The organism is Microvirga vignae (genome assembly GCF_001017175.1).
Lineage (GTDB): Bacteria > Pseudomonadota > Alphaproteobacteria > Rhizobiales > Beijerinckiaceae > Microvirga > Microvirga vignae.
The window spans coordinates 37,744-50,606 of record NZ_LCYG01000053.1 but is presented as its reverse complement, the minus strand read 5'-3'; the positions used below and the strand labels follow the sequence as shown (position 1 = coordinate 50,606).

The 12,863-nt window shown below is 61.2% G+C and carries 18 protein-coding genes; 4 read left to right on the top strand and 14 right to left on the bottom strand.

Annotated features, from left to right (window positions below):
* Nucleotides 1-12: 12 nt before the first annotated feature.
* From AA309_RS19400 to AA309_RS19380, 5 genes are all read right to left on the bottom strand, one after another.
* Nucleotides 13-822 (bottom strand): anti-sigma factor family protein, encoded by an 810-nt coding sequence (locus AA309_RS19400; protein WP_047190664.1) that lies wholly within the window; start codon nt 820-822, stop codon nt 13-15.
* Nucleotides 819-1,328: a sigma-70 family RNA polymerase sigma factor gene (locus tag AA309_RS19395; RefSeq protein ID WP_047190663.1), complete on the bottom strand. Its 510-nt coding sequence runs from the start codon at nt 1,326-1,328 to the stop codon at nt 819-821. Before AA309_RS19395 ends, AA309_RS19400 begins: the two co-directional genes overlap by 4 nt.
* A 47-nt stretch (nt 1,329-1,375) precedes the next feature.
* Complete coding sequence (locus AA309_RS19390; protein ID WP_047190662.1) at nt 1,376-1,759, bottom strand: COG4315 family predicted lipoprotein; 384 nt, start codon at nt 1,757-1,759, stop codon at nt 1,376-1,378.
* Between the two features lie 82 nt (nt 1,760-1,841).
* Nucleotides 1,842-2,390 carry a VOC family protein gene (locus AA309_RS19385; protein WP_047190661.1) on the bottom strand — a complete coding sequence of 183 codons (549 nt, stop codon included), beginning with the start codon at nt 2,388-2,390 and terminating at the stop codon, nt 1,842-1,844.
* A gap of 89 nt (nt 2,391-2,479) precedes the next feature.
* Complete coding sequence (locus AA309_RS19380) at nt 2,480-2,926, bottom strand: MarR family winged helix-turn-helix transcriptional regulator (protein WP_047190660.1); 447 nt, start codon at nt 2,924-2,926, stop codon at nt 2,480-2,482.
* Nucleotides 2,927-3,032: 106 nt separating this feature from the next.
* On the opposite strand from AA309_RS19380, the gene AA309_RS19375 reads away from it, so the two are divergent.
* Together AA309_RS19375 and gstA are read left to right on the top strand one after the other, a co-directional pair.
* On the top strand, nt 3,033-3,485 hold the full coding sequence (locus AA309_RS19375) for a DoxX family protein (RefSeq protein ID WP_047190659.1): 453 nt from the start codon (nt 3,033-3,035) through the stop codon (nt 3,483-3,485).
* Between the two features lie 26 nt (nt 3,486-3,511).
* On the top strand, nt 3,512-4,126 hold the full coding sequence (gene gstA, locus AA309_RS19370) for a glutathione transferase GstA (protein WP_047190658.1): 615 nt from the start codon (nt 3,512-3,514) through the stop codon (nt 4,124-4,126).
* Between the two features lie 72 nt (nt 4,127-4,198).
* Here the strand turns inward: gstA and AA309_RS19365 are convergent, their stop codons facing one another.
* From AA309_RS19365 to groES, 5 genes are all read right to left on the bottom strand, one after another.
* On the bottom strand, nt 4,199-4,639 hold the full coding sequence (locus tag AA309_RS19365; protein WP_047190657.1) for a P-loop nucleotide/nucleoside kinase family protein: 441 nt from the start codon (nt 4,637-4,639) through the stop codon (nt 4,199-4,201).
* Nucleotides 4,640-4,677: 38 nt separating this feature from the next.
* Nucleotides 4,678-5,124, bottom strand: a complete 447-nt coding sequence (locus tag AA309_RS19360) for a MarR family winged helix-turn-helix transcriptional regulator (protein ID WP_047190656.1) — start codon at nt 5,122-5,124, stop codon at nt 4,678-4,680.
* A 164-nt stretch (nt 5,125-5,288) separates the two neighbouring features.
* Entirely contained in the window at nt 5,289-5,771 is a 483-nt protein-coding gene (locus tag AA309_RS19355) for a calcium-binding protein (RefSeq protein ID WP_052954858.1), read from the bottom strand.
* 122 nt (nt 5,772-5,893) lie between these two features.
* Nucleotides 5,894-7,540 (bottom strand): chaperonin GroEL, encoded by a 1,647-nt coding sequence (gene groL / locus AA309_RS19350; protein WP_047190655.1) that lies wholly within the window; start codon nt 7,538-7,540, stop codon nt 5,894-5,896.
* 66 nt (nt 7,541-7,606) lie between these two features.
* The gene (gene groES, locus AA309_RS19345) at nt 7,607-7,894 is read right to left on the bottom strand and encodes a co-chaperone GroES (protein WP_047190654.1); all 288 of its coding nucleotides are present in this window, start codon (nt 7,892-7,894) and stop codon (nt 7,607-7,609) included.
* Nucleotides 7,895-8,070: 176 nt separating this feature from the next.
* On the opposite strand from groES, the gene AA309_RS19340 reads away from it, so the two are divergent.
* Entirely contained in the window at nt 8,071-8,484 is a 414-nt protein-coding gene (locus AA309_RS19340) for a DUF3806 domain-containing protein (RefSeq protein WP_047190653.1), read from the top strand.
* Between the two features lie 5 nt (nt 8,485-8,489).
* Here the strand turns inward: AA309_RS19340 and AA309_RS19335 are convergent, their stop codons facing one another.
* Nucleotides 8,490-9,335 (bottom strand): DMT family transporter, encoded by an 846-nt coding sequence (locus tag AA309_RS19335; protein WP_047190652.1) that lies wholly within the window; start codon nt 9,333-9,335, stop codon nt 8,490-8,492.
* Between the two features lie 215 nt (nt 9,336-9,550).
* Here AA309_RS19335 and AA309_RS19330 point away from each other — a divergent pair, with 215 nt between their 5' ends.
* Nucleotides 9,551-10,294 (top strand): L,D-transpeptidase, encoded by a 744-nt coding sequence (locus AA309_RS19330; RefSeq protein WP_047190651.1) that lies wholly within the window; start codon nt 9,551-9,553, stop codon nt 10,292-10,294.
* Between the two features lie 133 nt (nt 10,295-10,427).
* On the opposite strand, the gene AA309_RS19325 is transcribed toward AA309_RS19330, so the two are convergent.
* Genes AA309_RS19325 through AA309_RS19315 form a run of 3 tightly spaced genes read right to left on the bottom strand, consistent with a single transcriptional unit; the run spans nt 10,428 to nt 12,595 of the window.
* Nucleotides 10,428-11,102 (bottom strand): DUF2076 domain-containing protein, encoded by a 675-nt coding sequence (locus AA309_RS19325; RefSeq protein WP_047190650.1) that lies wholly within the window; start codon nt 11,100-11,102, stop codon nt 10,428-10,430.
* Between the two features lie 60 nt (nt 11,103-11,162).
* The gene (locus AA309_RS19320) at nt 11,163-11,747 is read right to left on the bottom strand and encodes an NUDIX hydrolase (protein ID WP_047190649.1); all 585 of its coding nucleotides are present in this window, start codon (nt 11,745-11,747) and stop codon (nt 11,163-11,165) included.
* Nucleotides 11,744-12,595, bottom strand: coding sequence for an SDR family NAD(P)-dependent oxidoreductase (locus AA309_RS19315; RefSeq protein WP_047190648.1), 852 nt, complete (start codon nt 12,593-12,595; stop codon nt 11,744-11,746). Before AA309_RS19315 ends, AA309_RS19320 begins: the two co-directional genes overlap by 4 nt.
* Nucleotides 12,596-12,863 lie beyond the last annotated feature (268 nt).

Below are 12,863 nucleotides of genomic sequence, written 5' to 3'. Positions count from 1 at the left end.
TGGCGGAGTTGATTACAAGCGGTCCTTCGCGGGACCGCTTGTCGTCTCGAATTGATGGTAGATCGCTTCTGCAACCGGCAGGAGCTGCGCACGGTCGGCTTTAGCCGATACGACGTAAGAGAGGCCTTCATCGATCCACAGAAACGCCGAGACGTCACCCCGCGTCTCGAAGCGAAATGCGGTCTCACCCTCCCCAACGCTGGAGCGCACATAGAGCGTGAGGCGGTTGCCGCTTCCATTCTCATACATGAAGAGCGCCGCCGCCTCGGCTCCCGACGGCAGAAGCCTGCCGCCGATGAGCCGATAGCCTTGGGCGTTGAGATCCGGTGCTTTCAATGGCTTCCCGACACGACGCGACAGCCATTGCACGAGGTGCGCTTCCTGATCGCCGGAAACCTCGACAGGGTGAAGGCGCTCGCTGACATAGATGCGATGAGCCGCAATGGCACTGTCCGCCACGGCCATCTGCACGGCAGGTTGTGAGGAGCGCTCTGTCCACCATGCTCCGCCGGCTGCGCCAATCGCTCCGCCGAGCACAAGCCAGACGAGAGCTGCAGCCATTCTCTGGAGCCGAAAGGCTATCGGCCGTCGCTGAGCAGCGATGATATTGGCGACGCGCAGGCGTGCGGGGATCGGCTCCTGTGCCTTGAACGCAAGGCGCGCGCGCAATGCATCGCGCTGCTCGATCTCACGCTGAACCTGTTCGGCCCTTGCCGGGTCGGATGCCAGATAGGCTTTGACCGTCTGATAACGTGAAGGCTCAAGCCTTCCGTCGACGAAAGCCTGCAGGTCGTCCTCACCGATGGGTCGCTCACCCGTCACTTCACTCTCCTCAAAACGGCGTTGCGTCCGTTTTCCATGAACTCCCTCAAGCGTCCGCGCGCCCGGCTCAGGCGCGACATCACTGTGCCGAGCGGAATATCCAGAACCTGCGCGGCCTGCTGATAGGAAAGGTCCTCGACACTTACGAGGAGCAGCACCGAGCGCTGTTCCTCCGGCAGAGCGTCAAGGCCTGCCAGAACATCGCGAAGGCCCATATGGCTCTCCGTCGTCTCTGTCGATGACGGTGCATTCTCCAGCGCTTCGACGCCAACGTGAACGCCATGGCTCTTGCGTTGACGGACCGCATTCAGAAACAGGTTGCGCTCGATCGCGAAGAGCCAGGCCTTCAGATCGCCGTCGCGGCGGCGCTGGCTCCAGTGGCGGATCGCCCGCTCCAGCGTGTCCTGGACGAGATCGTCAGCCGCTTCATTGTCGCGCAGAAGCGCCCAGGCATAGCGACGCAAGCCTGGGATCTGCGGCTCGAGAAGAGAGACGATCTCGTCCACGGTCAAACTCTCGTAACGTCCTGCATCATCAAAGATGAGACTGTGCCTTATGGCGTGGCGATGTGCCAGACGTTGTTGACCCCGTCGCCCGTGACCTCGCCGGGCTTGGTGTCCTTCACCCAGAGGTAAAGCGGCTTGCCTTTATAGGCCCATTGCTTGGATCCGTCGTCGCGGGTGACCACGGTCCAATCGCCGGATGCAGCGGAACTCGCGGCAGCCATGAGCGGCGGCCAGTTCTGGGCGCATTGGCCATTGCAGTTGGACTTGCCGGCCGCATCGCGATCGAAGGTGTAGAGCGTCATGCCCTTGGCGTCGACAAGGGCCTTGCCCTTGCTCGTATCAGCCGCTTTCGCGGGAGCAGCCGTTTGAGCAAGCACACCTGTGGCGATGAGAACGCCGGCGAAAAGGGCAGAACTGAAAAGCAGCTTCATGGGTGTCCTCCTGACGGTCGTGATGACCACGCCCTTAAGACACGCCACACCAAGCTTTATTCCGGGTACGACAAAATTTTCTTCAACGTCCCATCGCGTTGAAGCCATTCTCGTCGATAGGCTCCCGCAGTTCGATCCTGTGGCGGCCGTTGTCGCGGATCTGCGCCGTGCGATAGCGGCCATCGAGTTCATCTGCTGGGTCCTGGAGCACCTCCACACCCGCCTTTCGCAACCGCTCGATCTCCTCGTCGACATCGGGCACGAGGAAACTGATGACAGGCACGTGTGTCACCTCGACACCCGCTGTGGCGTGAGGATCCTGAATCTGTGGCAGCAGGTGATCGACCTCGGTGACTTCCAACAGAAAGCCGCTTCGCTCCAGAACGGCCGTTCGTCCCTGAACGAAATTCTGACTTGCGATCAACCGGAAGCCGAGCATGCCCTGATACCAGCGCACGCTCTCGTCAAAGTCCGGCGTCCGGATGGAGGTGGAACTCGGGCGCGAGGTCGAAGCCGACTGCGCCCAGACAAAGGGCGAGCCAGCGAGGAGGAAGGTTGCGGTTGGCAGGATGGCGAGGCCGGCCAGGATGCTGCGCCGCAGGCTGGTGAATGAAAAAGAGCATGTCGTCACGGAGCATCCCTCGTCGGCCGCAAAACTTAGCCGCCTTCTCCTATGAACGCCCGTCAGTCCAGTTCGTTCTTGCCAGTTCGTTCTTGGCCCTAATCCTTCTTGGGCTGCATCAGTTTCAGCAGCAGAGAGGCCAGTTGCTCCGCCTCCGCCGCGGTCAGCTTACAACCGACAAAGCGGTTGATGGCCGGACCATAAACGCCCCACATGCGCCGCTGGAGCGCCCGCCCCGCGTCCGTGATCTCGACCCATTGCCGCCGCTTGTCACCGGGATAGGGAATGCGGCGCACGAGCCCGTCCGTCTCCATGCGGTCCAGAAGACGGGAGAGGTTGTACTGCTCGAACAGCACCGCGTCCTCGATCTCCTTCGGGGAGGAACGGCCATCGGGCTGGCGCTTCAGATGCCGGAGCACATCGTACCAGGACAGGCAGGGAAAACCGGCGCCTTTCAGCTCCGCCTCGATCTGGCCCACCACTTCCCTCTCCGCCCGGACCAGGCAGACCCAGGCGTCGGTCACGGCGTCCGATGGTTCCTGCATGTCTTGCACCACGGCAAAGCATCTCCTGTTTCTATGCAATTGCATCATATTTGACATTTCCATGCAAGTGCATATGAATATTCATGCATCTGCATGGAGTTTTCCGATGTCGAACAACACAACCTCTTCCAGCACCGCCTATGGCATTCTCCTCCTCCGCGCCTCCCTGGGAGTCATGTTCATCGCCCATGGCCTGGTTCTGAAATACATGACCTTCACCCTGGCGGGCACGGCGCAATACTTCGAGTCCCTCGGCCTTCCGGCTTTCCTCGCCTATGCCACCTTCTTCGCCGAGCTGATCGGCGGCATCCTGCTGGTTCTTGGTGTGCAGAGCCGTTGGGTCGCCCTGGCCCTCCTGCCGGTCCTCGCCGGTGCGACCTGGGTCCATATCGGCAACGGCTGGGTCTTCTCCGCTCCTGGGGGCGGCTGGGAATATCCGCTGTACCTGATCGTGCTCTCGGTGGCACAGGCTCTTCTGGGCGATGGCGCCCATGCGCTGAGCCCGTCCTCCCGCCTCCCCCTTCTCACTAGCCCGGCTTCGCTGAAGCCAGCGGCCTGATCCCTCCTTCCATCAAGGACCAAGTGATGAAGCTCTACTACACCCCCGGCGCCTGCTCGCTCGCTCCGCACATCGTGGCCCGCGAGGCCGGTCTTCCGATCACTCTTGAGAAGGTGGATCTCTCGAAGCACCTCACCGAGACCGGCCAGAACTTCCGCGCGATCAACCCGAAGGGCTACGTGCCCGCCATCGCTCTGAAGGACGGCTCCCTGCTCACGGAAGCGGCTGCGATCATCCAGTATCTCGCCGACCAGCAGCCCGACGCCGGGCTCGCACCGGCCCACGGCACCACGGAGCGCTACCGCCTCATCGAGTGGCTCACCTTCATCAGCTCGGAGGTTCACAAGGGCTTCGTCCCGCTCTGGAACCCTGCCACCCCGGAGGCCGTGAAGACCGCCGCGAAGGATCGCCTTGCCAGCCGTTTCGCCTATCTCGACGAGATCCTGGCGAAGCAGCCGTTCCTGATGGGAGAGGCCTTCACGATTGCCGACGCCTATCTCTTCACGGTCGTGAACTGGACGAACTTCCACGCCATCGACATATCGTCCTTCGAACACTTAAGCGCGTTCCAGGCCCGCGTGGCCTCGCGCCCGAAGGTGCAGGAAGCGCTGGTGGCCGAAGGCCTGAAGCAGGTGGCGTAATTCCCATCATTCGAAACGAAAAAGCCCCGGAGAAATCCGGGGCCCACTCCTTATCATGGCCGAGAACTGCTTCTATCCTATGCGAGAGCCGTTCATTGCCAGAAGTTCATTCGATGTCGGAGCCTCCCAACGCGTCTCTATGAAATCGAACATCGGTTTTGTGACAGTGAGCTTATAAGTAGCACCTTGCTGATCGTTACGTGCGCTCACTCTGTTCCAGCGTTCTTCAACATCGACATCCAACCAATGCAGCTGAACATCGAAGCTCTTGCCTCTGAAATGTTCGGCCATCGTCCTGCGCTGCTCCATGCGCTGGAAACCCAGATCAAGAATGACAGGCGCACCGCGCTCAACAACTTGCAGAGCCATGCTAGAGGTCATGGTCTCGCAGCGTCCGACACGCTCCCAGATCCAGGATGGTTCGAGGGGACGTGACATGTCGGCGGCAAACAGAGTTACCATCCATTCATCGATTGAGAACCGGATTCCGCCGATTCTGTCCGCCAAATTCATCGCGTAGGTTGTCTTGCCGGCACCGGCTGAGCCGACAATCAGATGGGCTCTCCAGGCTCGTTTGCAGTCAGGCGCGCGAGAAACCCTGCCAGTATCGAAATTTCCTCACTCGTCCATCTGTCGCGGAAGAAATCTGCTGAGCGGGATTCAAGTGTGGTGCGAACATCCGCCACCAGCTTCAGTCCTGCCTTTGTCAGAACAACATAAGCGAGCCTGGCATCCCGTGGATCGGGCTGACGTGTGACGAGGCCGGTCTTTTCCATCGGTGCCGTCATGCGTGTGACGGTGGAGGCGCTGAGGTGCAAGCGCTTGGCAAGATCAATCCGGGAGAGCCTGTTCAAGGGTGCCCGTGCAAGGTGCATCAACAGCATGGCCTCGTTGATATCGATGCCGTGCACGGAAGCGAGTTCCCCAGCAAGGCGCTCTTCCATAAGAGCGTTCGCCCGAAGCAGGTTGAGCATCGCAATGTATGATGGTTTCGTCATATGGCACATATTATTCCATTCCATGATACTTGCATATGCAAGTATCATGGAAATCTCGCGCAATGACGACGGCCGTTGCTCAAAGCGGCAACAAACGAGCCCCGGAGCTTCCTCCGGGGCTTTTTGCTGAATGCGATTAATAGCGCAACACTCGAAAGCGGCACTCAGAAGACGAGGAAGTCGCTTGCCGCAAGAGCGCTGCCGGCCGTCAGGTGAGCGAACGTGACCGCCGCGTATTTCGTGCCGGACCCGTCTGCGTCATAGAGCACGTCACCTGTCTTGATGTTGTAGATGATCCGGTCATCGTGCTGAAAGGCTTTCGTCCCAACCTGAAAGGCATCTTTTGAGAGACCGCCTTTCCTCAGGCCAGTAAAAACATTCGACGCCAGGACGATGATATCCTCCTTGGCGAAGTCCATGATCTGATCAACATTGGCCTTGCCGGCCCTGGTGGTGAAGGCAAAGACATCGGCTCCCTTGCCGCCTGTCAGCTTGTCGTTGCCCAGGTCACCGTTGAGATAGTCATTGCCTTTCCGGCCGAGAAGCATGTCCGCCTTCTCTCTTCCCTTCAAGATGAGGCTCGTCTCGACGACGGGAGGCGGCGCCGGGAGCCGCGAATTCAAAGCATTGCCGGTATAGGCGGCCATAGCCTCCCCCTAGGTTTGTTATTTAATATTATATCAGTATACTAAACCGTGCAATCATAACTCCAATAAAAAAACCCCGGAGTTTCCTCCGGGGTCTCTTCGTTTCTACGGAAGCGCTGGACTTAGAAGTCCATGCCGCCCATGCCGCCCATGCCGCCGCCCGGCATCGCGGGAGCGCTTTCGCGCTTCGGAGCGTCGGCGACCATGGCCTCGGTGGTGACCAGGAGGCCGGCCACGGATGAGGCATCCTGCAGAGCCGTGCGGACGACCTTCGCCGGATCGACGATACCGGCCTGGAGCATGTCCACGAACTCTTCCGTCTGAGCGTTGAAGCCGAAAGTGTCGGACTTCGCGTTGTCGTTGATCTTGCCAACCACGATCGAACCCTCGACGCCGGCGTTCTCGGCGATCTGGCGGATCGGAGCCTCGAGGGCGCGCAGCACGATCTTGATGCCGGCCTGCACATCGGCATTGTCGGCCTTCAGCTTGGCAACCGCAGCCTTGGCGCGCAGCAGAGCCGTGCCGCCGCCGGGGACGATGCCCTCTTCCACCGCAGCACGGGTGGCGTTGAGCGCGTCGTCCACGCGGTCCTTCTTCTCCTTCACCTCGACCTCGGTCGCGCCGCCGACGCGGATCACCGCGACGCCGCCGGCCAGCTTGGCCAGACGCTCCTGCAGCTTCTCACGGTCGTAGTCCGAGGTGGTCTCCTCGATCTGCGCCTTGATCTGCGCCACGCGCGCCTCGATGTCCTGCTTCTTGCCGGCACCGTCGATGATCGTGGTGTTTTCCTTGTCGATGCGAACGCGCTTGGCGCGGCCGAGCATCGGCAGAGATACGGTCTCGAGCTTGATGCCGAGGTCTTCGGAGATCGTCTGTCCGGCGGTCAGGGTCGCGATGTCTTCCAGCATGGCCTTGCGGCGATCACCGAAGCCCGGCGCCTTCACGGCCGCGATCTTCAGGCCGCCCCGCAGCTTGTTGACGACGAGCGTGGCGAGAGCCTCACCTTCCACGTCCTCGGCAATGATGAGCAGCGGCTTGCCGGTCTGCACCACGGCCTCGAGGATCGGCAGCATCGGCTGAAGCGAGGAGAGCTTCTTCTCGTGGATGAGGATGTAGGGATCCTCGAGCTCGGCCACCATCTTCTCGGCATTGGTGATGAAGTACGGCGAGAGATAGCCGCGGTCGAACTGCATGCCCTCAACAATATCGACGACGGTGTCCGCGGTCTTGGCTTCCTCGACGGTGATCACACCCTCGTTGCCGACCTTTGCCATGGCGTTGGCGATCTCACGGCCAATGAACTCGTCGCCGTTGGCGGAAATCGTGCCAACCTGGGCGACCTCATCGGAGGACTTCACCTTCTTGGCGCGAGCCTGAATGTCTTTCACAGCCTCGGCCGTGGCGAGGTCGATGCCGCGCTTGAGGTCCATTGGGTTCATGCCGGCGGCCACCGCCTTGGCACCTTCGCGAACGATGGCCTGAGCCAGAACCGTCGCGGTCGTCGTGCCGTCGCCGGCGATGTCGTTGGTCTTCGAGGCGACCTCGCGGACCATCTGCGCGCCCATGTTCTCGAACTTGTCGGCAAGCTCGATCTCCTTGGCGACGGTGACACCGTCCTTCGTGATGCGCGGAGCGCCGAAGGACTTCTCGATCACCACGTTGCGGCCCTTCGGGCCGAGGGTCACCTTCACCGCATCGGCGAGGATGTCGACGCCACGCAGCATCTTCTCGCGGGCTTCGGAAGAAAACTTAACGTCTTTGGCAGCCATGGGCTTAGCCTCCAGTTAAATTGGAAATCGTTGGAAATCGTATGATGGGGATCGGATCGGCTTGAATTAGCCGACGATGCCCATGATGTCGGATTCCTTCATGATCAGGAGATCCTGACCGTCGATCCGCACCTCGGTGCCGGACCACTTGCCGAACAGAACGCGGTCGCCGGCCTTCACGTCGAGAGCCACGACCTTGCCGGTCTCATCGCGGGCGCCGGGGCCGACGGCGACGACTTCGCCCTCCTGCGGCTTTTCCTTGGCGGTGTCCGGGATGATGATGCCGCCGGCCGTCTTCTCTTCGGCCTCGATGCGGCGGACGACAACGCGGTCGTGCAGCGGACGGAACTTCATGGAACTTCCCCTTTGACTGTTAACGCGGCCCCGATGGCCGCGCCCTGGTCTTATCCCTGTTAGCACTGTCGGGAGACGAGTGCTAACGCGGAAGCGAGATAAGGAGGTGTTTGGGGAGAGTCAAGGCTGACTGATGAGCTTGATTAAACCGAAACTTTATTCAATAACCTTCAGCTATGGCGAACCATCCTCTCTATCAGCCCCTCTGGGATGACCATGCTGCACTCCTGGCTGATCGCCGGGCTCTTCTGGCACGTCTGATCTCTCCTGCCTCTATTGAAAGTGCGCAACGCCTCCTCGACTGCAGAACCGTGGCAGATGACGCCATCGGGGACCAGGAGGCAATTGGGGTCCTGATCGGAGACGAGCTCGTCCGCGCAGCTGGCTTCGAGTGGGCTACTGTCGACGACGATTACGGGTCTGAACCTGTGGTGGCGCATCCCAGTAAGATGGCAGTGATTGCGTCCCTTTCAGCCGTGACCAACCGCTTCGAAGACGGCGATATTCCGTTCGACATCCAAGGCTTCATCGAAGAAGCCCTGGCAATCATCCAGGAAACCGAGACTAGCGACCGCAATACCCGCGAATAATACTATTAGCGCCGGGTGGTCAGCATGGCCGCGGCCACGATGAGGAGTCCTCCCCCGAGGGTCGCAAGCGTAGGAACCTCGCTGAACACCCCATAGCCGATGAAAATGGCCCAGATCAGGGCCGTGTATTCCAGGGGCGCGAGCCGGGCGGCCTCGGCCTTCGCATAGGCGGTTGCCATGAGCACGTGGCCGATGATCCCGAGAACGCCCATGAGCATGAACCAGGCAAGATGCACCACTTTCAGGGGCTGCCAGGCCCAAAGGCCGAAAGGCAGGACGAGAAGAGCCGGGCCGATATTCTGGAAATAGACGATATGCAGGAACTTGTCCCGCTGGGCCCGCTGGCGCAGCAGAACAAGGCTTAAGGCGTAAGTGACGGCAGACAACAGTGCAGCGCCAACGCCCATCCAGGAGCGGGTAGCTCCCGCCTCCTCCGTCTGTCCCAGCACGACCACAAGCGTGCCGCCGAAGCCGATGGCGATGGCTGCGACGATCCTTGGGTCCACCCGCTCTTTCAGCATGAGCAGCCCGAAGAGCGCGATGAACATGGGCGAGAGGAATGAGAGAACAAGCGTTTCCGCCAGAGGCAGCTGACCCAGCGCATAGAAGAAGCTGACTGCCGTGACGACCGCCGTGACGGAGCGCAGCACATTCGCCTGCACCGTCTCGCGGCTCGGCCAGCCCGGTTGCATGACGGCGACCACGCCGGTCGCGACGATGGTCCCGCAGGCAAAGCGCAGGAAGGTGACCTGGAAGGTCGGGTAATAGGCGGACATCCCTTTGATGACCGCATCCATGACGGACAGAACCGCGATGCCCGCGGCAGCCCGCAGGGCGGGACCGTATTGCATTTAAGATCACGACGATGTGAGGCGCGAGCTCTCAGGATGAGAGCTTTCGCAGAAGAGCGAAGTTCTTACAGCAATTCGGCAGTCGCTTCATCCGCCGTTTTGCACTGTCGACAGAAAAGGAGGAAGATAAGAATTCATGCATTTTTGCGGAGCTTGGCGGAAACAAACGCCGCGCTTGCCGTTATTGAAGCAAACCACATGAACAGGATGCTTCGATGCGCGCTTGGATCCCTTGCACCGCAATGCTTTTTGTCGCCCTGATGCCAACCTCCGGATCGGCTCAGTACGCCTATGGCGGCGGGCATTACTATGGCAATACCTACATCTCCTCGGAATACGATTATCCTTACGCCCGCACGCAGGATGGCTACGGCGAGGATTATCCCCTCGTGACGCGTCCGGCCTCACGCGGCTATCCCGCCACGACGGGCTCCGTACGTGCCGGCACGCGCGTTGCAACGCTGCCGCAGACCTATGAGGATTCCGGCTACGACAACAGCATCGACTATGCGATTGCGCCGCAGTTCCAGCGGCAGATCGTGTCCTATCGCGGCACGGAGCGCCCGGGCACGATCGTCGTCGATACGAACGAGAAGTTCCTCTATCTCGTGCAGGAGGGCGGACGCGCGATCCGCTATGGCATCGGGGTCGGCCGTCCGGGCTTCGAATGGGCCGGTCGCAAGACCGTTTCGATGAAGCGCGAATGGCCCGACTGGCGCCCGCCGGCAGAGATGCTGCGCCGTCGCCCCGACCTGCCGCGGTACATGGAAGGCGGCCCGGACAATCCCCTCGGCGCGCGTGCGCTCTATCTCGGCTCGTCGCTCTACCGCATCCACGGCACCAACGAGCCACACACGATTGGACAGGCTGTCTCTTCCGGCTGCATCCGCATGCTCAACGAGGACGTGGTGGATCTCTACAGCCGCGTGAGAGTCGGAACACCCGTCATCGTGATCTAAGCATCGTCATGACTCTCATCGTCGTGGCCGGCCTTGTGCCGGCCATCCACGTCTTTAAGTCGTTGCGGCTCCCAAGACGTGGATCCCCGGCACAAGGCCGGGGATGACGCAAGAAGCATTCGAGCTTACGCGATCAGGCCCAGTCGCCATCATCTCCGGCATCACCGCCGAAGTCGGAGAAGTCGTCGCGGTTCTGATCAGGGTTCTCATACAGGGAATCCGAAATGCCGGCCAAGTCGGTATTGCCGCCTTGATCGTTGCCGAGATCGGCAAGAGCCGACTGTCCTGCCTCGGCAGGATTCTCGTCACCACCGAAGGCATGGGACAAAGCATTGGCGATCATCATGCCACCCGCGACGCCGGCCGCCGTAGAAAGTGCGGTCTGCAGGAAACCGCCGCCACGCGGCTGCATCATGCCGCCGCCCCAAGAACCTGGGGCACCATAGGACTGATGCATCGGAGGTTGCTGCGGCGTGCCCCACGGCGACGCGCGGCGAGCGGGCGGCGTGTTGTAGGCCGGACCCGGCGGGCGCGCTCCGCCACCGAAGATGCTGGAGAGGAAGCCGCCCTGCTGCGGCTGACGGCTCGCGTGCTCCAGATCGGCACGCAAGTGATCGTTTTCTTCCTGGAGTCTCGCCAGCGCCTGCTCCTGCACGAAGATCGCCTGCGCCATGGCATAGGGCGCATAGGGCTGCTGGCGCAGCTTCTCGGCGATGAAGCGCTCGGCCTCCGGATCGCGGGGCTGGTTCGCCACCTGTTCGAGCCGTCGGAAGATATCGGCAATGACCTCGCGTTCCTGATCGTTCATGGCAAACCTCCTTCGCGCATGGACCATTGACCCCTCATGTAAGCGCGGCTTCGTGTTTTGTTAGGGGCGAACAAGGCCAAGCTTGCGCAAATTCCGCAGGGCATCCGGTGCAATGCCTTCCAGCTCGGCCACATCGCGCCATTCCGCACCATGGACCTCCGCCAGATCGGGGCTGACGCCTCCCTCCTGCGCTCTCACGATGTAACGGATGTCGTGATGCCAATGCTCGGGCTCACCCTTCTGAGGCCGGGCCGGAATGAGGTGGCTATCGATATCGATGGGAAGACGCGAGGCCTGATGCCACGGATCGATCACGAGATTCTGAACGCCCGTTTCCTCGAAGGCTTCACGCAAGGCGGAAACCTCGAGGCTCTCAGGTGCCTCGTAGTGCCCGCCCGGCTGCAGCCAGCGTGCAAGAGAGCGGTGATGGATCAGCAGGATGCGACGGCCCGCTTCATCCAGAATGAAGGCCGACGCCGTGATGTGCCCGGGAAACGTGGAGCGGGAGTGAATGTCATCCCCGTTTTCAATCTGGCGTCGCAGAACGATATGTCTCCCATCTGCGACGCCAAACGCGCGGTCATGCTCATCAAGCAGACGCCTGACCTGCGTACGAAAGGCTGCCGGATCGAAACCGCCGCTCATTTCTGATCCGTCATCTTCGCGAAAGCATCCTTGTAATCGGGATGCCAGCGGGAGAGCGCGGGGCGATTCTCGATGATGTCCTCCGCAGCCCAGCGAATGCGCTTCTCGTCCATCGCGCGTGTCGTCTCGTTGTCCGGGCAGAGCACATAGAAATCGCCGCGTTCCAAAGCCGGCAGCAGGAAGTCGAGGACCTCTTCCGGCGTCCAGGCACCGGCGGGCTTCTCGGTGACGCCCCTTGCGCGGGTGAAGCCCGTGAAGACGAAGCCCGGGATGAGGAGATGCGCCGTCATTTTGCAATCCGGCTTGTTGCGCAGCTCATGGGCCAGCGCCTCCGTCACCACCTTCACGCCGGCCTTGGACACGTTATAGGCCGTATCGCCGGGAGGCGTGGTGATTCCCTGCTTCGAGCCCGTGTTGATGATGGCGCAGGGCGTACCCTGTGCGATCATGGCGGGCGCAAAGACCTGCACGCCGTTGATGACGCCCCAGAGATTGGTTTGAAGAATGGCCTGCCAGCGCTGGGGATCGCCGAAGAGCTGACCGCCGCCTTCGGTGCCCGCATTGTTCATCAGCACGGCCACTTCGCCGAAAGCTGCATCGACCTTCTCTATCAGGCGCTCGACATCCTCGCGGCGGCTGACATCGGCGGGAACGGCAATCACGTTCCGGGTGCCGTTGATGCCTGCCACTTCCTGCGCGGCGCGCTGAAGAGCCTCGCCCGGAAGATCCGCGAGGCAGACCTTGAGCCCGAGTTCCGCAAAGCGCTTTGCCGCCGCGAGCCCGATGCCGCTCGCCGCTCCGGTGATGACGGCCACACGGTTGGGAGCGATTGCAGGATGATGAGCCATCGTTGGTGTCCTTTGCCAAAAGGGTTCGGCCAATGTTCGCGCAGTCCTTGAGTGCTGCCAATGCTCGAGCTTGGCAAGCGGCGGCTCTGCCTCTCTCAACAAGAGCCTGCCTGCCGCACAAGTGGCGCTGCGCGATGAGCTGCCAAGGGCGGGACACCGTTGCATAATCGTGTGAGCCATTGACGCAACAGAACAAGACCGGTAGAAACACGCTCATGATCACAGGCCGCACCATCTTCGTCAGCTATTATACGCCGTCCCCATAGGG